The 21753-nt window shown below is 53.3% G+C and carries 18 protein-coding genes; 1 reads left to right on the forward strand and 17 read right to left on the reverse strand.

All coding sequences use genetic code 11. From position 1 onward, the window contains the following. The 17 genes from BUC02_RS05945 to BUC02_RS06025 form a co-directional block, all read right to left on the reverse strand. Complete coding sequence (locus BUC02_RS05945; protein ID WP_073320631.1) at positions 1–3138, reverse strand: GH116 family glycosyl hydrolase; 3138 nt, start codon at positions 3136–3138, stop codon at positions 1–3. 234 nt (positions 3139–3372) lie between these two features. Next, positions 3373–4809, reverse strand: a complete 1437-nt coding sequence (locus BUC02_RS05950; RefSeq protein WP_073320038.1) for an NADH-quinone oxidoreductase subunit N — start codon at positions 4807–4809, stop codon at positions 3373–3375. Continuing rightward, positions 4809–6314, reverse strand: a complete 1506-nt coding sequence (locus BUC02_RS05955) for a complex I subunit 4 family protein (protein WP_073320041.1) — start codon at positions 6312–6314, stop codon at positions 4809–4811. Before BUC02_RS05955 ends, BUC02_RS05950 begins: the two co-directional genes overlap by 1 nt. Before the next feature lie 12 nt (positions 6315–6326). Continuing rightward, positions 6327–8282 (reverse strand): NADH-quinone oxidoreductase subunit L, encoded by a 1956-nt coding sequence (gene nuoL / locus BUC02_RS05960; RefSeq protein ID WP_073320044.1) that lies wholly within the window; start codon positions 8280–8282, stop codon positions 6327–6329. Next, positions 8275–8580 carry an NADH-quinone oxidoreductase subunit NuoK gene (gene nuoK, locus BUC02_RS05965; RefSeq protein WP_072978262.1) on the reverse strand — a complete coding sequence of 102 codons (306 nt, stop codon included), beginning with the start codon at positions 8578–8580 and terminating at the stop codon, positions 8275–8277. The genes nuoL and nuoK overlap by 8 nt, the downstream gene beginning before the upstream one ends. Further along, positions 8577–9155: an NADH-quinone oxidoreductase subunit J family protein gene (locus tag BUC02_RS05970; RefSeq protein ID WP_073320047.1), complete on the reverse strand. Its 579-nt coding sequence runs from the start codon at positions 9153–9155 to the stop codon at positions 8577–8579. Before BUC02_RS05970 ends, nuoK begins: the two co-directional genes overlap by 4 nt. Beyond that, positions 9155–9628 (reverse strand): 4Fe-4S binding protein, encoded by a 474-nt coding sequence (locus tag BUC02_RS05975; RefSeq protein WP_073320050.1) that lies wholly within the window; start codon positions 9626–9628, stop codon positions 9155–9157. Before BUC02_RS05975 ends, BUC02_RS05970 begins: the two co-directional genes overlap by 1 nt. 1 nt (position 9629) lies before the next feature. Next, positions 9630–10751: a complex I subunit 1/NuoH family protein gene (locus BUC02_RS05980; protein ID WP_073320053.1), complete on the reverse strand. Its 1122-nt coding sequence runs from the start codon at positions 10749–10751 to the stop codon at positions 9630–9632. Between the two features lie 3 nt (positions 10752–10754). Further along, on the reverse strand, positions 10755–11897 hold the full coding sequence (locus BUC02_RS05985) for an NADH-quinone oxidoreductase subunit D (protein ID WP_083564431.1): 1143 nt from the start codon (positions 11895–11897) through the stop codon (positions 10755–10757). Continuing rightward, positions 11894–13153 (reverse strand): NADH-quinone oxidoreductase subunit NuoB, encoded by a 1260-nt coding sequence (nuoB, locus tag BUC02_RS05990; protein WP_073320060.1) that lies wholly within the window; start codon positions 13151–13153, stop codon positions 11894–11896. Before nuoB ends, BUC02_RS05985 begins: the two co-directional genes overlap by 4 nt. A gap of 4 nt (positions 13154–13157) precedes the next feature. After that, on the reverse strand, positions 13158–13538 hold the full coding sequence (locus BUC02_RS05995) for an NADH-quinone oxidoreductase subunit A (protein WP_072978267.1): 381 nt from the start codon (positions 13536–13538) through the stop codon (positions 13158–13160). Positions 13539–13635: 97 nt separating this feature from the next. Further along, positions 13636–14229, reverse strand: coding sequence for a hypothetical protein (locus tag BUC02_RS06000; RefSeq protein ID WP_073320066.1), 594 nt, complete (start codon positions 14227–14229; stop codon positions 13636–13638). After that, complete coding sequence (locus tag BUC02_RS06005) at positions 14226–16325, reverse strand: RelA/SpoT family protein (protein WP_254794122.1); 2100 nt, start codon at positions 16323–16325, stop codon at positions 14226–14228. The genes BUC02_RS06000 and BUC02_RS06005 overlap by 4 nt, the downstream gene beginning before the upstream one ends. Before the next feature lie 339 nt (positions 16326–16664). After that, positions 16665–17741 carry a TIGR04133 family radical SAM/SPASM protein gene (locus tag BUC02_RS06010; RefSeq protein WP_073320069.1) on the reverse strand — a complete coding sequence of 359 codons (1077 nt, stop codon included), beginning with the start codon at positions 17739–17741 and terminating at the stop codon, positions 16665–16667. A 69-nt stretch (positions 17742–17810) separates the two neighbouring features. Beyond that, positions 17811–18182 carry a hypothetical protein gene (locus BUC02_RS06015; RefSeq protein WP_073320072.1) on the reverse strand — a complete coding sequence of 124 codons (372 nt, stop codon included), beginning with the start codon at positions 18180–18182 and terminating at the stop codon, positions 17811–17813. 37 nt (positions 18183–18219) lie between these two features. Then, positions 18220–18990: a hypothetical protein gene (locus tag BUC02_RS06020; protein ID WP_073320075.1), complete on the reverse strand. Its 771-nt coding sequence runs from the start codon at positions 18988–18990 to the stop codon at positions 18220–18222. A gap of 33 nt (positions 18991–19023) precedes the next feature. After that, positions 19024–19692: a hypothetical protein gene (locus BUC02_RS06025; protein ID WP_073320078.1), complete on the reverse strand. Its 669-nt coding sequence runs from the start codon at positions 19690–19692 to the stop codon at positions 19024–19026. Between the two features lie 508 nt (positions 19693–20200). Between BUC02_RS06025 and BUC02_RS06030 the strand changes: the two genes are divergently transcribed. Beyond that, positions 20201–21649, forward strand: coding sequence for an anthranilate synthase component I family protein (locus tag BUC02_RS06030; RefSeq protein ID WP_073320081.1), 1449 nt, complete (start codon positions 20201–20203; stop codon positions 21647–21649). Positions 21650–21753: the final 104 nt, after the last annotated feature.

Consider the following 21753-nt stretch of genomic DNA (forward strand, 5'->3'; position numbering starts at 1 on the left):
TTAATAAAGCAAAGCGAACACCATGCCGGGGCGGAAGTACTTGCCGGCGGTGTACTTGAGAGCCGTGCTGTGGAGCAGCATGAACAGGGCGCTTGCTTCAACCTTGTTTGCCTTCGCGATGCTGCCGAATGCCTTGGTAAAGGCGGGCAGGTTGCGGGGGAGCTTCGGGCTGATGCGGCTGTCGGCAAGCAGGGCGCCCTTCTTCAGGAGTTCCTTGTGCATCTTGTCGGCGGCGGTGGCGCTAAGTCCGAATGCCTTCACGAGCGCTTCTGGGTGCAGGCGGCAAGAACCGTTGAATCCTTCCGGTGCGGCGAACGGGATGCGGGCTTCTTCGTAGAGGTTGCGGATCATGGAATCGCCCATGTCGGCAGCCTGCTTTTCGAGGCCGTGGTGCATCATGGCGCACATGATGCTGTACTGGATGCCGATCCACACGTCGTGAGCCTGGAAGTTGAATTCGTCCAGCGGAGAGCCGTCCTTACGCACAAGGTTCGCGGCACCGATGAGCGGGCTGTTGGCCTTGTAGTTCGTGTTGTAGACGCGGAGCAGGTTCGCCTTCGCCTTCTTCTCGTCGCTGATGGGCTTGAGACCCAGCAGGCGGAGGTACGTGTCGGCGAGCATCGTGTCGGCGAATACGTCGTCGCAGTCGTTTGCAATCTTTGCGTTCCAGCTGGCGGTAAAGGCGTCCTTGCACTGGGCGGTGAGCCAAGCCTTCTTGAGGCCGCGGAGTTCGTTCTTCGAAAGTTCCACGTCGCTCGGGATTGCGCCGGAGTTGAGCCATTCGTTGATGGTCTTGAGGGCGGCCTTCACGTCGCTACCGTCGATGGTGAGCGTTTCCTTGATGGCGTCGGCGAGTTGCGGGAGCTTGTCTGCAACCACATCCTTCGCTTCCATCGGGGTCACGAAGAAGTGGTAGTAGCCTTCGGCTTCGTCCCACAGGGCTTCGTCGAATTCCTTGTTGGCGGCGTCGGCCTTGGCGTTCCAAGTGTCGGCCTGCTGCTTGTCGCCGAGGATTTCGGCAATCTTTGCCGCAGCGCGGAGGCCTGCAATCCAGAGGCTACCGCAGTACACGGAAATGCCGTGGCTGGAGAGGTTGTCGAACGTGTCGTCGGTACCGTGGGTGAGCGGGAAGTTTTCGCCTTCGTTCACCATCTTCTCGAGGTACTGCATGGCGGCGTAGACGGCTTCCTTGCAATCCTGCAAGTTCTGCTTGTCCTGCGTCTTCACGTAATGACGGAGCACCATCAGCACATACTTCGGAGCGAGATCCTTCCATTCCTTCACGTTGTGCCAGTCGTAGGCATCGGGTTCGGCATCGAAGGGGCTTCCCAGGTCGTGAATCACGGCACCACGTACGGCGCGCGGACCTTCGAGTTTCGGGTCGGGGAGGTCTGCAAACGGGTGGTTCACGTATTCGTGGTGACGGCGACGATTGTTGTTCACGGCGAGAATCGCATCACCGAAGCGCTTCATGACCACACCGTCGAGGCGCGGCATCAGGGCCATCAGGCTGAAGCTACCGTAGAAGTAAACGTCGAGAGAGTTGAAGAACGGATAGTCTGCGCATTCGCGAACCAGGAAACGGTCGTCCTTGTCCCACACGGTGGCTTCGGCGAGGAAGCTGAGGGTGTTGAGGGCGAGGCTCTTGAATTCGTCCTGCTTGGCGGCAGTCTTGTAGAGCTTGGCGACAGCCTTCTTCGGGACGAGCGCTTCGAATGCCTTGAGGCGAGCGTCAAAGTTCTTGTCGGCGGCGAGGGCTTCTTCGAGAATGGCGCCCACGCGGCCATAAGCTTCGGGGAAGAAAACGGTGTACTTCTTGGCGGAAGTAAGCTTGTTCAGCTTGATTTCGGGGAAGTCGAGCACCAGGTTGAACTGGAAGTTGACCTTCTGCTTCGGCTTCAAGACGGCAGTCACGGCGACGGCACCGGCCATCGTTTCGCGGCCGCTGTAAACGTTCTTGACCCAGGCTTCGCAAACGCGACCGCTGCGGAGAGCGCCCTTCAAAACAGAGGCGGCGTCATCCTGGTAGAACATCGGCTTCACGGAAACGTTCAGGTTATCCTTCTTGTTCCAGGCGACGGATACGCCCATGCAGCCGTTGAAGTCGCTTTCGGCCAGCGGCTTTTCGTTGTAGAATTCGAGACCGCGGACTTCGCGACCGTCCTTGGCCTGCTTCTCAAACTTGACACCCTTCGGGAAACGTGCAGACGGAACGAGTACAAAGCTCGAATCCTGAACGCCCTGGCGGTCCTTCTTGGCCATGTAACCGGCGATGCAGTCCTGCACCTGCACAATCGTGATTTCGCGGGTTTCCTTGGTGGTATTTTCGAGAGTGAACACGGTGGCGTTCACCGGGAGGCTAGAGAGGCGTTCGTCACCCGGAGTCACGTAGCTGGACTGGGTTTTGGTAATCTGCACGCCCTTGCCTTCGTACTTGGTTTCGCTCACCGGGTAGAGGGCGGCGTACTGCATCTTGGCGGCATCGTAACCGGCCTGGCCCAGGAATTCAGTGTCGTTTGCCCAGGCGGCGGTGAGGGCGCCCTGGCGCACGGCCTTTTCGCCCACGACACCGTTGAAGAAGTCGATGACGGCGCTGCGGTTGAGTTCTGCACCGGCCTTGTTCAAGAGAGCCGCGGTGCGGTCGCTCCATTCGATGTGCCAGCGTTCAAACGCGGCGGCGTTGTTCTTGAAAAAGTCCTTTTCGGCGATGGCCTTGTTGAGCTTGGCCTCGGCCTTCTTCTGGTTTGCAAGTTCTGCTGCGGTAAAGAGTGCTTCGCCCTTCGCGTCTACGAGCGGGTACTTGGCGAGCATCTGCGTAAAGCCTGCGAAGTCGACGATTTCGAGGGCGGCCTTCGCGTCGATTATGGATTCGCGGAAGAAGAAGTTGTTGAAGCGGAGGTCAGCGGGCTTTTCGGTGCGGACCTGCACGCCCGGCATCACGTTCATCACGGGAGTGGTGCCCGCAGGCGTTGCGGTGAATGTGGAGCCGATACCGCCGACAGCAATACCCGTGGTAGAGGGGGTCGTAGAAAGCGGGGTGTACCAGGGCTGGATAAATTCCACGGCGAGGCCCGGGGTCATCAGCTTCTGGACGGAACCGGCCTGTTTTGCGCCGGCGAGGTATTCTTTAATGCTCATAGTCAATTCCATGAATTGGGGTTAAATTTTTACGAGTATAAAATTAAAAATTCTAGTGGCCACAAAACGAACGTTCCCGCCAAAATATGTACACAAAATGAACACCAACAAAAAAGCTGAGCGGTCTTACCGTGAGCGAAAAACGACCCGTATTGACGGGTCGTGTTCGCGAGAGCGAGGCGAAGTCACATTCTAGATGAAGCGATAGAGCCGAGCGGTCTTTATTTTATTCTTTTAAAACGTAAAGCCGGCGAAGATGTTGTCGCTGAGGAATGGCAGCACCCCGAGCACAATCACTGCAACAGTCAAGAGCCAAATCACACCGCGCTGGCGCTTGGTCATGCGCAGCGGATTCAGGTGGTCGTCGGTCTCGTCAATCCAAGCGCTCTTGATAAGCTGCAAGTAGTAATACAGCGCAAGTACGTTGTTGAGGACAGCAAACGTCACGATGCCGTAATGCCCGGTAGAAGCTCCGCTGAAGAACAAGTGGAACTTTCCGAAGAAACCGGCAAGCGGCGGAATGCCAGCCAAGCTGAACATGGCGACAGCAAGGGCGATTGCAAGCATCGGCTTCTGCTTGGAAAGCCCACGCAGAGAATTGAATGTCTCTTCGCGGTGATGCCCGATAATGCCGAAGATAAAGAAGGCGAGGTAGTTCGAAACCGCGTATACGAACAGGTAGTAAATGATAGCTGTCTTTGCGGTGGCAGCCGGGCCAAGGAGTGCTACCATAATGTAGCCGGCCTGGGCAATCGAACTGTAAGCCATAAAGCGGCGAAGCCTGCTCTGCTTGAGGGCGCCGAGGTTACCGACAAAGAGCGTGGTGCCGGCAAGGAGGGCGATAAAGGGGGCGATTTGTTCCTGAATCGGGGCGAGCGGGCCGTAAACGAGCATCACGAGGAATGCAATTGCGGTTGCCTTCGATGTGACCGAGAGAATGGCTGTTACCGGAGTCGGAGCACCTTCGTAAACGTCCGGAGCCCAGGTGTAGAACGGGAACAAAGTCAGTTTAAAGCCAATACCTGCAAACAGGAATAGCACCGCAATCCACAGCAGGGGAGAGGTGCCTGCGGCGACGGCTTGCTGAATGGCTTCAAAGTGAATCGAACCCGCAAAACCGTAAAGGTAGCTGAATCCGAACAGTTCGAACGCGGTCGCGACAGAACCCATCAGAATGTACTTGGTCGCCGCTTCAGAACCGTATTGGTCGCGCTTGTTCCAGGCTGCAAGAGCGTACATCGGAATGGTCGCGATTTCGAGGCCCAGGAAGAACGTGAGCATGTCGCAGGCCGAAACCACCGTGAATCCGCCGAAGGTGGCGAATGCAACCGTGCCGATAAATTCGGCAATCTGGTGCATGGCGGGCTTACCGTCGCCACTGTGGTCAAAGTAGTCTTTTGCAAGCCAAATGCCGAGAATAGCGGACATCATCAAAACCTCGCGCATTAAAACGCCAAAGGTATCGATATGCCAGTTCGTGATAAAGAACCTGCCGGCTCCGCCTGTAAGCGGAATCAGGTTCAACAAGATGAAAATCAGAATGAATCCGATGTTTCCGATTCTCCAAGGAACCTTGGAGCGGTCAGTACAGAACAGTCTGCTCCCGATCACGATAAACGGGAAAAGCAGAAGCAGTAAATCGGGAATGACGAAATTGGGAATGCTGAACATTATAAACCTATCTTGGTGAAGATGGGGGCGATGCTTTGGTCAAGCATGTCTGCAATCCATCCGGGGAAAACGCCAATCAAAAGTAAACACGCCACAAGAACAACCACTACGAGTTTTTCGCGGAAACAGGCGTCGGTAAGTGTTTCGTACTTGGCCGGCATATTGCCGTGCAACATGCGGTTTGCCGTCTGCAAAATGTAAACGGCAGTCGTCGTAATCGAAAGGATGGCGAGTACAGTCACAATGCGGGTAAGTGTAGAATCTTGCTGGAAAGCTCCGATAAAGATGTTGCTTTCGGCAATGAATCCGCTAAAGCCTGGGAGCCCAAGACCCGCAAAGCCTGCAATCACAAAGCCTACGCCGAGGAACGGGAGCTTGCGCATGATGCCGCCCATTTCGGTAATGTCGCGGGTGTGCGTGCGTTCGTAAATCATACCAATCGTTGCGAAGAAGAGTCCCGTCAAGAATCCGTGAGAAATCATCTGGAGGCTTGCTCCGCGAAGACCCACCGGAGTCATGGCGGCAAGTCCTAAGAAGATAAGACCCAAGTGACTAATGGAACTGTAAGCCGTAATGTACTTGAGGTCTTTGTGGCGAAGTGCGATGAAGGGACCAAGCACTACGTTAAAGATCAAGAGTGCCACCACGTACGGGAGCCAAATCTTGGCCGCTTCCGGCATCAGGAACATGGCGACGCGCAAGCAACCGTAAGCGCCCATCTTCATCATCACGCCGGCAGCCAGCATCGAAACGGCGGTCGGTGCCGCCGAGTGACCATCAGGGCTCCAGAAATGGAACGGGAACAGGGAACTCGAAACGGCGAAACCCATGAACATGAGCGGGAAAGCCCACATCTGGTAATCCATCGGGAGTGTGACCTTGGAAAGTTCCACAAGGCTAAAGCTGTTGATTCCACTTTCGAAATAAAGTCCGAAGAGCGTTGCCAAAATCATGGAAGAACCGAAGGCGAGCGTTAGCGTCAGTTTTTTACCGCCGTAGTCCTTGCGGCCCGAGCCGTAGCCTGCAATCATCAGGTACATGCAGAGCGCTTCCATTTCGTAGAATACGAAGAACAGCACCAAGTCCATGCTCATGAACACGCCGTAAACGCTTGTAGCGAGCAGCTGGATGAGCGCGAAGAACACCTTCTGGTTTCCCTTGATGTTCCAGCTGACCAGGATACCGCCCCAGACGATGACTGCGGTAAGGAACAGCAGGAACATGTTGAGCCCATCGGCGCCGACGGCGTAATGGGCGTTCAAGGCATGCAACCACGGGATGTCCATGTAGTAATGGAGTAAAAGCGGGGCTGATTCCTTGGCGGCTGTGTCAATGCCAAGCGTGTAGAGCCTGTAGGTGAGGTAGCCGACAAGCAGCAACACAAAGGTGCCCGAAACGGCATGAATTGTCTTAAGCAGGGATTCCTTTTGCGAAGAAATCGGTGCGCAGACTAGGACCGTGAAAAGTGGTATGATCCAGATAAGGTTAAAAAGCAAAGTATCCATAGTCAAACCTGCTTAAATAGGAAGCTGCCCCAAGAAACGCCACAGGATTACGCCGACAATAAGCGTGCCCAGGTAAAAACTCAGGTTTCCGCCCTGTGCGTAGCGCACGAGATCGCCGAGCTTGTGTGTGAACCACACGACAAACGCGAGGATTCCTTCGATAATGTAGTCTTGAATAAAGCGTGCTACGCGGGCAATACCGCCAATCACGAACTGGCGAACCACGGCGTAGTACATTTCGTCAAAGTAGAACTTGTGGTAGATAACCTTGTAGAGCCCGCTTCGGTTGGTGGCGTCGAGGGCGCGTCCGATTTTTGCCCTCGGGCTTGCATAGAAGAACCATGCTATCAAAAGGGCGACGGCGGCAACGGCGACAGCCACATACGGAATCCATTCGGCATGGGGGAGCATCACGAGCTGCGGCACGCGGAGCCTACCCGGCACAAAGTACTGCTCGAAGAGGTTCTTGCTGAGGAGGCCGCTCAACAGGGCGGGCACGGCAAGAATCACAATCGGAAGAGTCATGAAGAAGTCTTCGTGCACATGGCCTTCGGCAACGGACTTGCAGCGCGGAGCGCCATGGAAGGCCAAGAAGAACAGGCGGAACATGTAGAATGTGGTAAGGCCGCTGGTGAGAATGGCCAAGCCGAATACCACGTAATGTTGACCTTGGAAGGCCGCCAAAATGATTTCGTCCTTTGAGAAGAATCCGGAGAACGGCGGAATGCCTGCAATGGCAAGCACGCAAATAAGGCTGCACCAGTAGGTGAGCGGCATTTTCTTGCGGAGTCCGCCCATGGCGTCCAAATCATTCGTATGCACCTGGTGAATCAGGCTACCTGCAATCAAGAACAAGGCGCACTTGAAGAAGGCATGCGTAAAGATGTGGAAGGTAGAGGCGGTCCAGCCGGTGGTAATGACGGCATCGCCAATCTTGCAGGCGCCAAGCGAAAACATCATGTAGCCTAGCTGTGAAAGCGTGGAGTAGGCGAGAATGCGCTTGATGTCTTTTTGCGTGCAGGCGATGACTGCGGCAAAAATCATGGTGAATGCACCCACCCACATAATGAGCGTGAGCGAATTGCCACAGATGGCGAAGAACGGGAAGAGTCTTGCGACCAGGTAAACGCCAGCGACCACCATGGTGGCACTGTGGATGATCGAAGACACCGGAGTCGGACCTTCCATGGCGTTGGGAAGCCAGATATGCATGGGGAACATGGCCGACTTGCCCCAACCACCCGTAAAGATAAGGATAGAACCGATGATGAGAGCGTCTGCCTTGCTGACCACCATCAGGCCGAGGTCAATCGTCTGTTCCTTGAAAACGCTCAAGGTAAGGCCATTGAGGGCAAAAAAGTCGAAACTCTGCACCACATAGCTCACGATCACGATGCCGAGTAAGAAGAAACTGTCGGCAAAGCGGGTGAGAATGAACGCCTGCTTCGAAGCGCTCACGGCCGAGGGCTTGTGGTACCAGAAACCGATAAGCAGGTAGCTGGATACACCCACCAGTTCCCAGAAGATGAACATCTGGAAAATGTTGGTGGCAGCAACGAGTCCGAGCATGCTGAAGCTGAACAGCGAAAGCAATGCAAAGAATCGGCCGGCACTGCGGTCGCCCTTCATGTAGCCAATGCTGTAGATATTCACGAGGAACGAAATCACCGTGACCACCACAAGCATCATGACCGAAAGCGGGTCAATCAAAAGCCCGATGTTTGCAGCGAAATGTTCTGCAAACTTGAGGAACGGAATGTTGAAGAGAACCGCTTTTTGCGGGGCAAAGGTCGAACCGAAATAGTGTACGGCGACAACCAAAGCCGAAATCATGGCAATACCGTTACCGATGACGGCAAATGTGGCGGCTGCTTTATCCGATTTGCGGCCGAGGAAGAGCCCGTTGACCACAAATACCAAAAGCGGCATCAAGAAGATTAAATAGCTGATGGAAACGTCGTTAATCATGGAGGTCCCTCAACTGTTCTACGTCCAGACTCTTATAGCGGCGGTACATCGACACGATAATGGCAAGGGCGATTGCCATTTCGCAGGCGGTCACGGCAATCACGAAGATGCTGAACAGGGCGCCTGCGGTCGAGTCGCTTGCGCTAAAGTAGGCAAACGAAATAAAGTTAATGTTTGCTGCATTCAGCATGAGTTCAATCGAAATCAGCATGCCAATCAGGTGACGACGGCGCATTAAGCCCCACACGCCAATGCCGAAAAGCAGGAATGCGAGAATGAGACAATTCATCAGGGTCATTTTTCTTCTTCCTCCTTGCCTTTGCGGGCGATGGTGATGGCGCAAATCAGCGTCATCAGGAGAAGGATACTCACGACTTCGAACGGAATCACGAGTCCGTCTTCGCCGTAGCCCAGCAGTCTAAGAGCGAATGCCTTGAGCGAAGCGTAACCTTCGGGAGCGGCAACGACGCCGTTTGAAAGTCCTTCGATGGGAAGCAGGCACTTGACCATCACGAGCACAAAGATAATCGAGAGCGCGAATGCGGCAAAGATTCTCGGAATCTTCACCGAGAATGCGTCTTCGCCGAGGCGGCTTGTGAGTAGAATCGTGAACACCACGAAAATCACGACGCCGCCCACATAGACCATCACCTGGGCGAGTGCGGTAAATTCCGCATGCAGGAGCAGGTAAAGAATCGCTGTCGCGACGAAGCTGAAAATCAGGAATACGGCGCTTTGCAAAATGTTCTTGACCGCGACCGTGCAAACAGCCGTTACAAGAATAATGAAGGCGACCACGTAAAATGCCAAATCCATTCCGCCAGTGGGGAAGGCGACATTTTGCGGGATTAAATTGGAAAGCGTTGCAAGCATTAGCCTTGGCCCTCCTTTTTATTAAGAATCATTTCGAGCGTGGCGGGGTCGGTGGTGGCGACTTCGAAGGCCTGGCTCATGCGGATAGCGCCAAACGGGCAGGCTTCGACGCAGAGCCCGCACTGGGTGCAGCTCGCAAAGTGGTAAACATAGCGACCGAGCACCTTTTTGCCGGCGATATTCTTGGTCGAAAGTACGTTGATCGAGGCGTTCGGGCAGGCGCGTTCGCACATGCCGCAAGCGGTGCAGTGGTTGTTGCCTTCGGCGTCTTCGATCATTTCGAGGCGGCCGCGGTAACGTTCGTGCATCTTGAGCGTCTTCCTGTTTTCAGGATACTGCTCGGTCACGATGCGTCTGGGGTCAAAGAAATACTTGAGCGAAACGGACAGACCGCAAATCAGGCTCCACGGGCCCGTGATGCAGCGCTTCAGGTAACGCTTGATGTACTTGCGTGTTGAAAGTCTTTCTTGCATATTATCCTACAAAAATCATCCACACGGCGCCGGCGGCGAGGAGCACCAGGTTCACCGGCAAAAGGAATTTCCATTCAAAGTCCATGAGCTGGTCCACACGCGGGCGCACAAAAGTCCAGCGCACCATCATGTAGCACCAAATCATAAAGTAAATCTTCGCGAAGAGCCACACGACTCCGGGCACCATCTGCAGGTAGGTGTCGATTGCTTCAACACCGATGCAGGGGGCATGGAATCCGCCCAAGAAGCAGGTAGCGGCCAAAGCCGAGTTCGTGACCAAGGCAATGTATTCGGCCAGGTAGAACATGGCGAACGGAGTGCCGTTGTATTCGGTGTGGTAACCGCCGGTGAGTTCCTGTTCCGCTTCGGCGATGTCGAAGGGAGCGCGGTTCATTTCGGCGGTACTCGAAATAAAGAAGAGAATAAAGGCGATAAAGCCGAGCACCGGAATCTTGAAGATAAACCAGTCTAGCACCGTGCCGTCCTGGGCCTGGGCGATATCCATGAGGCTCGTGGAACCCGAAATCATCACGACGAACAGAAGAATCATCGCAAAAGAGATTTCGTAACTGATCATCTGGGCGCCGCTACGGAGAGCTCCGAGCAAGGAATACTTGTTGTTACTGCTCCAGCCGCCAAGCAAAATGCCAAGCACGCCAAAGCCGTTTACCGCGATAATCATCGGAATGCCCATATCGATGTCGGCGACAATCAGGTTATGGTCGAATGGAATCAGGGCTGTGATAATGAACGGGGCAATCAGTACAATCATCGGTGCCACGTAGAACATCAGCTTGTCGGCGCCGCTCGGGGAATAGACTTCCTTGAAGAGCATCTTGATCACGTCGGCGATGGTCTGAAGCGTACCGTGCCAGCCCAAGCGCATGGGGCCCAGGCGGCATTGCACGTGGGCGCAGACCTTGCGTTCCATGTAAATCAGAATCGGGGCAGAACCGATGTTCACGGCGCAGACTGCGATAACGCAGAGGAGCGCATTAATCAAGAAGGCGACGATGCTGTCGAGCGTCTGGGACTGTAGCTGTTCGGGCAAGTAAGCCGAAAGCTTCGGAACCCATTCGCGAATAAAGTCGCCTACAGGATGTGTAATGGAAGGTACAAACATATATTACCTGTCAATCTCTGGAATCACCGGGTCAAGAGTAGCCATAATGGTCACAAGGTCCGAAATCTTGTGGCCCTGCGCCATCTTGTTGAGGGCGGCAATATGCGGGAAACTTGGGCCCCGCGTGTGAATGCGGTATGGCTTTTCACCGGTCGTGGCTGCAACCACGTAAGTGGCGTACAGTCCCTTTGCGGTTTCGATTTCGCTGTAGTAGCGGCCGACCGGAAGACGCACCGGCTTTTCCTTGGCGCGCCACGGGCCTTCTTTAGGGAACTTTTCGATGCACTGGTACAGAATGCGCATGGATTCGTGAATTTCGGCAATGCGGACCGTGTAACGGTCGTAGCAGTCACCGGTGTAGGTCACGGGCACGTCGAATTGCAATTGGTCGTAAATGCTATAGGGATTCGCCTTGCGCACATCGAAGTCGACGCCGCTTGCGCGAAGCACCGGACCGGAACAACCGTAAGCGATGGCGTCTTCGGCGGAAAGAATGCCGATTCCCTTGCTACGTTCGAGTACGATGATATTCTTCGAAAGGAATCTTTCGTAGTCCTTCATCGCACCTTCCAAGTGCTTGAGGAACGCCTTCACGCGGTCAATAAAGTTTTCGGGAACGTCAAAGCGGCTTCCACCCGGTCTAAAGAAGTTGGTCGTCAGGCGAGACCCGGTGACTTCTTCAAGGATGTCGTGGATCATTTCGCGTTCCTTGAAACCGAACAGCAAGCATGTCTGGCCGCCCAAATCGCCGCCGAAGCAGCCGAAGAACACCAGGTGGCTGGCGATACGTCCCAGCTCCGAAAGCATCACGCGGATGTATTCGGCCTTTTCGGTAACGCCAATGTTCATGCCTTTTTCAAGGGCAATCACGACCCCCAGGTTGTTCTGGATGGCCGTCAAGTAATCCTGGCGGTCGGACATCGCGATGTACTGCAGGTAGCTCATGGATTCGGCCTGCTTTTCCATGCCGCGGTGGATGTAGCCGAAATGCGGTACGATTTCTACAATCGTTTCGCCGTCCATGCGCAGCGCAAGGCGGAGGGCACCGTGGGTACTCGGGTGCTGCGGACCCATGTTGATGAAAAATTCTTCGGTATTGGTATCGCGGGTAATCTTGAATCCCGGCGGGAGTCTTGTCATACTCATACGGGCCTCTTGATCATTTGCGGGTGGGTAAAGTCCTTGCGCAGCGGGTAACCTACAAAGTCCTTGTCCAGGAAAATGCGGCGCAGGTCCGGGTGACCTTCAAAGTTGATGCCGAACATGTCGTAGACTTCGCGTTCCTTGACTTCGGCGCCCGGGTACAGGTGGCTGATGGTCGGAACGCTTCCGAGCAGCGCTGTGGGGCGTTCTTCTTCGGGGATGTCGAAGTTCTTCTTGATTTGCACGCAGAAGAAGACCTTGTGGCCCTTTTCGATACTGCGGAGCATGGTCACCATGTCGAAGTGATCGTCGTAGTCGATTGCCGTGACGTCGATCAGGTAATTCATCTTGAATTCGGGATCGTTCTTGACGTATTCCACGGCGGGCACGTAGTCTTCGACGCTGATCATCACTTCGAGCGGACGGTCGGCGGGCATGGCGGCCACCACATCTTCGATGGGGTCTTCGCTGTGTGTATGCACGGTGATGTTCGGGAACTTGGCCTTGAGTTTCTTGTAAATGTCGAGCTGGCTTAAACCAAAGCGCTTGCAGGCGACACGCTCGACTTCGGGGAAGTCTTCCTTTTTCACGCGCACGGGCTTGAAGCTCGACTTGTAATCCGGATTTTCTTCCTTGAATTTCGCGCGGGCTTCGGCCATTTCCTCGTCCTTGATGCGTTCAAGGGCGGCCCAGGTCTTCGCGGCTTCGCGGTAGCGATCCATGGTCGAAACGTCCTTCGGTTCGCCTTCGTGCCAAGGATCGCGACAGGTTTCCTTCAAAATCTTTTCGCGCAGAGTCAAAAGTCCATGGAACAGGGCTTCGGGGCGAGGCGGGCAACCGGGAACGAAAACGTCCACCGGAATCAGGTTCTGCGCCCCGCGCACCACAGCGTAGTTGTCGTAAATGAACGGGCCACCGCTGATGGTGCAGGCGCCCATCGCGAGCACGTACTTGGGGCCGGGCATTTGTTCCCAAAGCATCTGGAGAGCGGGCGCCATACGGCGGGTAATGGTTCCTGCGATAATGAAAAGGTCCGCCTGGCGGGGCGAAGCGCGGAACACTTCGGAACCAAAGCGGGCAATATCGTAGCGGGCCATGGAGCTACTCATCATTTCGATGGCGCAGCAGCTGGTGCCGTAGGTGAGGGGCCAAATCGAATTTGCTCGGGCCCAGTTTACAACGTAGTCTATCGCATTGACGACATACTTGCCGCCCGGGATAGGATCTAAAATCTTAGGAGCTAGGTTTATAATTCCCATAGGGTTATTCCCACTTAAGGATTCCTTTCTTCCATGCGTAGGCAAGGCCCGAAACGAGGATTGCCATGAAAATCACGAGGTCAATGACAACGACTTGAGGGGGCAGCGGCGTGTTACCGGCCATAATCTCCTTGAAGTTCGCCATGACGGGGAACAGGAATAGCGCTTCGATGTCGAAAACGAGGAAGAGCAGTGCGAACAGGTAGTAGCCTACCTTGAACTGGATTCGAGCGTTTCCGATGGTTTCCATACCGCATTCGTAGGGCGCCATCTTGTTTTTGGTGTTCTTGGTGCGGTAACCGAGCAGAAGCCCCGTAACGGTAGCCGCTGCCGCGATAAACGCGCCCAGGAAAAGGAAGATTGAAAGGATGATGTACTCTGACATAATTAGTTGGTAGAGCTTAGTTGGTAGAACTTAGATGAATAATCTAAGCTCTAAGTTCAGAGTTCTAAGTTCTAAGTTCTAAGCTCTAAGTTCTCCTTTAGTAAAAGTTCTGTAGCTCTTGAACCGTCCCGAATAGCGTGTTTCCTATCTGGAATCGGTCCAGCACGTGTTTGAGCAAATCCTTGAATTCGTCAAGCGTGGCTGCGTTCATTTCGTTCAGTTTTTCCTGAATGGTGTTCACGTAACCCGAGGCGACCGGTTTGGTCTTTAAGTCCTGCATTTCGCCTGCCCAGCGCTGTAGCATCTGGTCGGTTTCGATTCGGGCAATCACGTAGCGTGTGGTAGATAGTAGCTCTTGCAAAAAGTGAACCAAGAAGATTTCTTCTTGCAATATGCCCCAGCGCTTGTCCTTGGAATACATGGCCTTGTTTTCGGCCTTGCCGTAAAAGATGGCGGCCTGCGCGTATTCCAGGCAGGTCATGATTAGCCTTTCGTAACGCTTGATTTCTTTGCTCAGGTTCTGGAACCAGATGGTGTCTGCCACCGGATTCTTTTCGCTCCGCTCGGCGACTTCGTTCGGGAAAATGGCCCTGAACGCGTAGTACACTTCTTCGTAGTAGCGGTTGCGCATACGACAGTTGAAGGCGCGGTTCTTGAGCGTGTAGTCGCTGTGGTGGAGCTTCGAAATCATGATTTTACCACCTGTTTTACGCCAGGAATGCTCTTGATGGCATTGATGATGGAATCGACTTGTTCCTTACGGAAGGCCTTGAATACCAGTCGGATTCTGCCCGAATAGTGCTGGCTTGCCGCAGTCACGCGGTCGAGGAATACGTTGGCACGCTTGAGTTCCTGCAACACGTCGAATGTAATGTTCTTGCGGTTCTCGGTTTCGATCGTGAGGTGCGTCTCGAACGAATGCTTGATGTCTTCGCTCCATTCCACTGCAATGCGCTGTTCCATCGGCAAGTTCTTGAGTTGCGGGCAGTCCGTATTGTGTACTTCGATACCGATCTTGGGTCGTAGGACGCCAACCACCGGATCGCCGGGAATCGGACTGCAGCACTTGGCGAAATGCACCACCAAACTGGTTTCCTGCCCAATCTGCAGGGGCATTTCGTCCTTGCGGTCGGCCTTCGCGTCTTTGTTGAACATGGGGAAGAACCGGAGTGCGGTCGATTCCTTTTGCGTGGTTTCGCCACCGTTCAAAAAGCGCTGGATGTCCGCGAGTGGAAGTTCGCCCTGGCCAATGCGTTCGTAAAAGTCATCGATGGTGGGCGTGCCAAAGTATTTGCAAATGCTTTCTTCGGAGGGGCGCTTGTCCTTTTCGATTTTCTGGAGTCTGAGTTCGCGGTCCCAGATTTCCTTGCCCAAGTCCAGAGCCTGCTTCATGATGCTGCTTTTCATCCAGCGGCGCAGTTCCTGCTTGGCCTTGACGGTTTTGACCATATCCAGCCATTCGGGACTCGGTTCCTGGTTCGGACTCTTGAGCACCTGGATAGTGGCGCCATGTTCCACAACTGTATCGAGGTTTACCACTTTGTCGTTGATTTTTGCACCGATGCAGTGTAGGCCGAGCTCGGTATGCACTGCAAACGCGAAGTCGAGGACAATTGATCCTTGCGGAAGTTCGATGGAGGTTCCCTTGGGCGTGAATACGGTCATGCCCGTGGGCTTCAAGTCCACCTTCAAAAAGTCGAGGTATTCCTTGGAGTCCGAAATTTCGGACTGGAGCTTTACCATGTGGTTCAGCCATTCCAGTTCTTCGCCTTCGTGCTGGGTTTCCATTTTGTAGGCCCAGTGCGCGGCGAATCCCTTTTCGGCGGTCAGGTCCATGTCCTTGGTTCGAATCTGGACTTCGACCATTTTGTTTTCGGGGCCGATCACGGTGGTGTGAATGCTCTGGTAAAGGTTCGGTTTCGGGGTCGCGATGTAGTCTTTAAAGCGACTCTGCAGGGGCGTCCACAGGTTGTGGACGTAGCCCAATGCCAGATAGCATTCGGGAATAGTGTCTACAATGATGCGGATGGCGAAAATATCGAAGATGTCTTCGAACTGGCACCCTCGGCTAATCATCTTGTTGTAGATACTGTAAATGTTCTTGGTTCGGCCCTGGATGGTGCAGTCGAAATCTTCGAGTGCCATCTTGATTTGCAAAGGCCCGATCACCGACTGGATATACTTCTCGCGGGATTCCTTGTTCTCGATGAGCAAGTCCACCAGTTTCTGGTATTCGTCGGGATTGACATATTTGAAACTTAGGTCTTCTAGCTCGTTTTTTAGCTTGTAGAGGCCGAAACGGTGGGTGAGCGGGATGTAAATGTCTAGAGTTTCTTGTGCGATCGCCTGGCGTTTTTCGGGCTTCATGTACCGCATGGTGCGCATGTTGTGGATGCGGTCTGCGATTTTAATCATAATGACCCGAGGGTCTTTCGCCATGGCGACAATCAGCTTTCGGTACGTTTCCGCTTTTTGGGCAGTTTTGCTCGATTCCTGAGCGGCTGTAATCTTGGTGACGGCATCCACCATGAATGCGGTGTCATCGCCAAATTTTTCGGCAATTTCTTCGAGGGAGTGGTCGGTATCTTCGACCACGTCATGGAGCAACCCGGCCAAGACCGTCGACTGGTCCTGTTTGAGGTCGGCAAGGATTTTTGCCACTTCGTAGGGGTGCTCGGTATAGGGCATTCCGCTCTTACGGTACTGCCCCTCGTGAGCCTCTGCAATAAAAGCTACAGCCTTCTCTAGAATCTCCCGGTCAAGCTTGGGATTCTTCTTTAAAAGCACGTCTACAATGTGCGTTTGGTTCGATGTGAGGCTCGCTTGTAACATCGGTATAAATAATATCTAAAAATTCGCACTTTGATTTGTGGAATTTTGCGAAATAAGCGAAAAATAAGGGTTTTTGAACGTTTCGCTGTTGTTTTTCCGTACAACGCTTTATTTGGTCGGGATATTGTAAATCAGGGTGAAAATCCTATCTTACGTTCAAACAAAAAATACAAGGCTAGGGCCGGTTTGGAGACTGAAAACTCTAGCTAAAATGCAGACAAAACGGCTGCAAGAAAGAGCCGCACCTCATAAAGGTGCGGCTCTTGCTTTTTTTAGGTGATAGATGTTTTTGGCTTATGCGCCGGCGTCTTCGAGGCGCTTCACATGGCAATAAGCCAATTCCTTGGTCTTCTCGTCACGTAAGTGCAGGCTGGAGCCTTCGCAGTAGCGCCAGTACTTGCATGTCTTGCAGTCGCCGATTTTTGCCCAGCTGCGGTCGCGCATCACCTGGTAACGCTTCTGCCAGACTTCCCACAGGTCGTCCTTGTAAATGTTGCCCTGGATATAGTCGCCGCGCAGGCTCGGGCATGCCGAAATGCTGCCGTCGCAAAGCACGGAACTGACGTTCACGCCGGCACGGCAGAAGAACGGGTAGTTGCGGGCATCTTTTTCGTAGCTGCCGAGGAATCCTTCGCAGCCATAATTCACGTTAATCACGTTCAGTTTCTTGACTTCGCGGATGAAGTCGAACACCTGGCGGAATTCCTGGTTCGTGAGCTGGAACAACGGGTTGTCCTTCGCGCGGCCCTTCGGGAATACCGTCGCGATGCGCCAACGCTTCACGCCGATTTTCAGGAGGATGTCAAGAATCTTCGGGAGCTCCTTGAGGTTCTGGCGGTTCACGCAGGTCATCACGTCGAAAGTGAGGCCTTGCGTGTGAGCGGCCATGTCGATGGCGCGGAGTGCGTTGTCGAAACTCGTGGGGGCACCGCGGAAATGGTTGTGGCTTTCCTTGAGGCCGTCCAGGCTGATGGTGAGCGAACGGAGCCCTGCGTTCAGCAGCTTGGTGTAGCGTTCGGGAGTCATCGCAAGTCCGTTGCTGACCATTCCCCAGGGGTAACCGCGCTTCTTGATTTCCATGCCGCATTCTTCAAGGTCCTGGCGCATCAAGGGTTCGCCACCGGTAATCACCACGATAAAGTGCTTCGGGTCGATGTGCGGGGCGAGTTTATCCAGCACACCCATGAAGTCTTCGCGAGGCATGTCGGGGATGGCGTCCTTCACACAGTCGCTACCGCAGTGCAGGCAGTGCAAGTTGCAGCGCAGCGTGCATTCCCAGAAAAAGTAAGTCAGCGGATGCGCCTTGATTTCGTTATGGCGGTAAAGGCGGTAAGCTTCGAGAGCGAGTTTCTTTTTGAGAGAGAGTTGCATAAAAATGTGGGGTGTGAAATGTGAGGTGTGAAATGTGAGGTGTGAAATGTGAGGGGTGAAATGTGAAATTTAATGGATGCGTTGTCCATCCACGTAGTATTTTGATTTGAATTCGTCTTCGGTGTAGACAGTCTTGTTATCCTTTTCGTCGCGACAGTCGAAAGTTTTCGTTTCGTCGTCGGTTGATTGGAAACAAGTGACGTCGTCTTCACAATAGTACGTGTCCGTGCACGCCGGATACGACATGGTGCAATTCTCGAAGTTCCCGGCAATCGCATCTTCCTCGTTTTCGCAATCGTAGAAAATACCATATTCGGGGCATATCTGTTCAAGGTCGCAGGCGATCAGATCCTTGCTATCGCTAGAGGAATCGTCGCTACAACCGCCCCAGAGTATGGAGCACAGGCTCAATAGAATTTTTTTCCAATGCTTTTTTATCATATTTTTCGTCTATAGGCTCATAGAGCCGTTCTTTCGTCTATTTCTCCAGGCACTTGTTAATCCGTTCCTGGATTTCCTTCATCTTGTCTTCGTAGACCTTCTGGAGTTCTTCGTCGAGGGCGGGCTTGTTCGCCTCCCATTCTTCCTTCATCTTCAGGAACTTGGCGTATTCTTCGCTAGGCCTGATGGAGCCGTCAATGCATTTTTCTACCGCATTATGGATGGTGACCGGGGCTCCGTAAAGGGCCACGAGACTTTCGAGTTCCATGCGCAGGTTTTCGAGGCACATGGGCGTTTCTACCAGGGTGGTCTTGATGGAGTCTATCTTTGCGGCTGCATCGCGCTTGGCCGCTTGCTCGCTCCACATTTTTTTTACATCTGCGTTGTAATCATCATAAAAATAGGATACACTGGAATCCGTGGGGAAACATTTGACGTCAATGGAATCGGGAGGCTCTACACCATAAAGAGGGCCGGCGACGAATTCGCTGCTGGAACTTGACTTTTCCTGTTCAGAAGAACTCGATTCCTCGGCAATGCTGGAACTTGATTTTTCCTGTTCAGAAGAACTTGATTCCTCGGCAATGCTGGAACTCGATTTTACTTCTTCGGAAGAACTTGATGTTACCACTTTAGAGGAACTGGATTCTGGCGTGTTTGAATCGCTGCTGCTTTCGGGTGCAGGCGCACAAATATCGTCGGGACAGCCGTAAAGAACGACTTCCGATGAAGATGCTGAATCGTCGCAACCTGCCCAGAACAGGGCGGTCAATGTAAGTGCAATTTTTTTCCAGTGTTTGTAGAACATCTTCAATTTCCCCAAAAGTTTTCTGACTAATTTTTATTTCTCTGCATCGTCGCAGGTGCCGTTGAATACGCTGGGCGGACCGTAAAGGGCGGGTTGCATTTCTCCATTGAACGTCGTGTCCTGCTCGGGATCTTCGACCACGGTCATCTTTTCGTAGCGAGCATGGAATTCGGCTTCGCTGTAAACCTTGCCGTCGCATTCGTAGGTGTTTTCGGAAATCTGCACCACGCCGTAATCAGGGCAGATGTCGTTGCTGCAGGGGAGTCCACCCCAACGCTCTTCGGTTTTTTGCGTACAGGTGGCGCCGTCAGCGCATGTCATCGTGGATTCGCCCTTTACCTGGGTGCAAATGTATTTGTCCATGACAACGCCGTATAAAGGTTGGGCTTCGACTAGTGTGTCGCCGCTGCTGCTGGAATTCAAAATGGGATCGTCCGGAACTCCATAAGCGGGCATAATCTGCTCGAAGCTGCTGGAACTTGCTTCAGTCGCTTCGCTAGAACTTGAAACCTGAGCCTGCTTTTCGCTAGAACTGGATGTCGTTTCGTTTCCGGTTGCTACGCTGGAGCTGGATTCGGGTGTGGCAACGCTGCTGGAACTGGGATCATCCGATCCGTTTGCAGAGGTGGTATCGCTGTCGCAACTTGCCCAAAAGAAACCAGTCAAGGCAAGGGCAATTTTTCTCCAATGTTTGTACAGCATGGATTTCTCCTTTTTAATTTCTTTATCTAAAAGACGAATATATATAAATGACTATAACCTTGCAACTTGGGGGCAAAAATATGTGATAACTGGGGGTGGTTTTTGCCTTTTTGGATTGATATTTTCAATTTTTTACAGAATTTCCTACGGAACCACTTGCCAAAGTGATTCTAGATTGATATTTTTGGTGCCATGATGAACTTTGTGACATGTACAACCCTGAACCGTCGTTGGTGGCGCGGACTCTGACATAGAGCCCGGTATTTGTCGCAAATCACCCAAGATTTTAAAGCAAAGGCTTCCGGACTCACGGAGGCCTTTCTCTTTTACCAAAATCGTTGAAATCCTCCGGGACCTAAGCCTTTGTGGAACCCTAAACCAAGGAACGCAAAAGTTTAAACAGAATGGATATAGCCCTCGTTGCTCTTGAGATGTCAATTCATTAAACCTCAAAGCGAGCTTGCGAGCGACCTCATACCCCAAACCTTTTTAAAACCAGAGGATCAAAATGACAACGAACATAAGGCACATCACTGAAAGCCCTAACTTCGAACCCCGTACCGACAGTATCTACGTGGCACTGCCCGGTGAACGTTACACCCCGTTTTCGCTGGGCAAGAAGCTCGGTGCGAAGGCTATTTTCGAATCCGCAAGCTTCTCTCACGGTCGTAGCCGCTATTCGACTCTGATGGTGGACGAAGGCTTTCGTCTGCGCCAGAACGACAAAGACGTGAGCATCGTTGTCGACGGCAAGGAAAGCGTGTTTTTGAAGGAAGGCGAGGGCGATATTCTCGATGCCCTGACGCTGATTTCTGCCGAAAATACGGTGCCGCCCAACCAGATCCCGATTCCCTCTTCGGGCGTGGGCTACCTAGGCTACGAATTCTGCGCCCGCTGCGATACCATTCGCCTTGCCCCGCAGGTCGATGAACTCAACATTCCCGAAGCCGAATTCCTAGTGGGTCACATCTACATCGTGTTCGACCACTTTACCGAAAAGCTTCACCTGTTCGCCTTGAACTACGAAGAACACCAGATTGACCTGAAGGCTGCCATCGAAAAGGTGAAGGCTCGCCTCGCTGACCTGGACTTTAGCTACCTCGCCCCGGAACAGCAGTATGGCAAGGGCATTACCATGACCGACCTGGAACAGTCCCGCAAGGAATACGTAGAAAAGGTCGAAGCCCTGCAGAAGCATATCATCGCAGGCAACATTGTACAGGCGGTACCATCTCGCCGCATCCAGTTTGCAAGCGATATTGAAGCGCTTGACATTTACCGCCGCCTCCGCACGGTGAACCCGTCTCCGTACATGTTCTTCCTGGATTACGGCACGCATCAGTTTATTGGCGCATCGCCCGAGAGCCTCGTGCGCGTGCGTGACGGTATCGCTACGATTCACCCGATTGCAGGCACCCGCCGCCGTGGTAAGGATGACGCGGAAGACGAAGCCCTGATGAAGAACCTGAAGGGCGACCCGAAGGAACGCGCCGAACACTTGATGCTCGTGGACCTGGCCCGTAATGACCTCGGCCGCGTCTGCGAAGCGGGTACGGTGGAAACTACCAAGTACATGGAATGCGAAAAGTTCAGCCACGTGATTCACCTGGTCTCTGACGTGCAGGGCAAGGTTTCCAAGACCAAGAAGGCGATTGAAGTGCTGCGCTCCAGCTTCCCGGCAGGTACGGTGAGTGGCGCTCCGAAAATCAGCGCGATTGAAATTCTTTCTGGCCTCGAAAAGGTCAAGCGTCGCTTCTATGCGGGTGCGGTAGGTTACATGGAATCCGACGGCGATTTGGATTTCTGCATCGCTATCCGTTGCTGCTTGAAGCAGGGTAAGACCATCAGCTTGCAGGCCGGTGGCGGCATTGTCGCAGCCAGCAACGCCGACCGCGAATTCGAAGAAACGAACGAAAAGCTCGGAGCAATCAGAGCTGTACTGGAGGGGGAAAATTAGTAGACAGTAGGCAGTAGGAAGTAGACAGTTTAAAATTAGGCGGCTACGCCGCGATTATATCACTTCCGACTTCCTACTTCTAACTTCCTACTGAGAACCGACAC

This window comes from Fibrobacter sp. UWOV1 (genome assembly GCF_900142495.1).
Taxonomy (GTDB): Bacteria; Fibrobacterota; Fibrobacteria; order Fibrobacterales; family Fibrobacteraceae; genus Fibrobacter.

What these genes read in the sequence shown, in the direction of transcription:
- BUC02_RS05945 (WP_073320631.1), bottom strand. Translation starts at nt 3,138, where the DNA reads ATGAGCATTAAAGAATACCTCGCCGGCGCAAAACAGGCCGGTTCCGTC.
- BUC02_RS05950 (WP_073320038.1), bottom strand. Translation starts at nt 4,809, where the DNA reads ATGTTCAGCATTCCCAATTTCGTCATTCCCGATTTACTGCTTCTGCTT.
- BUC02_RS05955 (WP_073320041.1), bottom strand. Translation starts at nt 6,314, where the DNA reads ATGGATACTTTGCTTTTTAACCTTATCTGGATCATACCACTTTTCACG.
- nuoL (WP_073320044.1), bottom strand. Translation starts at nt 8,282, where the DNA reads ATGATTAACGACGTTTCCATCAGCTATTTAATCTTCTTGATGCCGCTT.
- nuoK (WP_072978262.1), bottom strand. Translation starts at nt 8,580, where the DNA reads ATGACCCTGATGAATTGTCTCATTCTCGCATTCCTGCTTTTCGGCATT.
- BUC02_RS05970 (WP_073320047.1), bottom strand. Translation starts at nt 9,155, where the DNA reads ATGCTTGCAACGCTTTCCAATTTAATCCCGCAAAATGTCGCCTTCCCC.
- BUC02_RS05975 (WP_073320050.1), bottom strand. Translation starts at nt 9,628, where the DNA reads ATGCAAGAAAGACTTTCAACACGCAAGTACATCAAGCGTTACCTGAAG.
- BUC02_RS05980 (WP_073320053.1), bottom strand. Translation starts at nt 10,751, where the DNA reads ATGTTTGTACCTTCCATTACACATCCTGTAGGCGACTTTATTCGCGAA.
- BUC02_RS05985 (WP_083564431.1), bottom strand. Translation starts at nt 11,897, where the DNA reads ATGAGTATGACAAGACTCCCGCCGGGATTCAAGATTACCCGCGATACC.
- nuoB (WP_073320060.1), bottom strand. Translation starts at nt 13,153, where the DNA reads ATGGGAATTATAAACCTAGCTCCTAAGATTTTAGATCCTATCCCGGGC.
- BUC02_RS05995 (WP_072978267.1), bottom strand. Translation starts at nt 13,538, where the DNA reads ATGTCAGAGTACATCATCCTTTCAATCTTCCTTTTCCTGGGCGCGTTT.
- BUC02_RS06000 (WP_073320066.1), bottom strand. Translation starts at nt 14,229, where the DNA reads ATGATTTCGAAGCTCCACCACAGCGACTACACGCTCAAGAACCGCGCC.
- BUC02_RS06010 (WP_073320069.1), bottom strand. Translation starts at nt 17,741, where the DNA reads ATGCAACTCTCTCTCAAAAAGAAACTCGCTCTCGAAGCTTACCGCCTT.
- BUC02_RS06015 (WP_073320072.1), bottom strand. Translation starts at nt 18,182, where the DNA reads ATGATAAAAAAGCATTGGAAAAAAATTCTATTGAGCCTGTGCTCCATA.
- BUC02_RS06020 (WP_073320075.1), bottom strand. Translation starts at nt 18,990, where the DNA reads ATGTTCTACAAACACTGGAAAAAAATTGCACTTACATTGACCGCCCTG.
- BUC02_RS06025 (WP_073320078.1), bottom strand. Translation starts at nt 19,692, where the DNA reads ATGCTGTACAAACATTGGAGAAAAATTGCCCTTGCCTTGACTGGTTTC.
- BUC02_RS06030 (WP_073320081.1), top strand. Translation starts at nt 20,201, where the DNA reads ATGACAACGAACATAAGGCACATCACTGAAAGCCCTAACTTCGAACCC.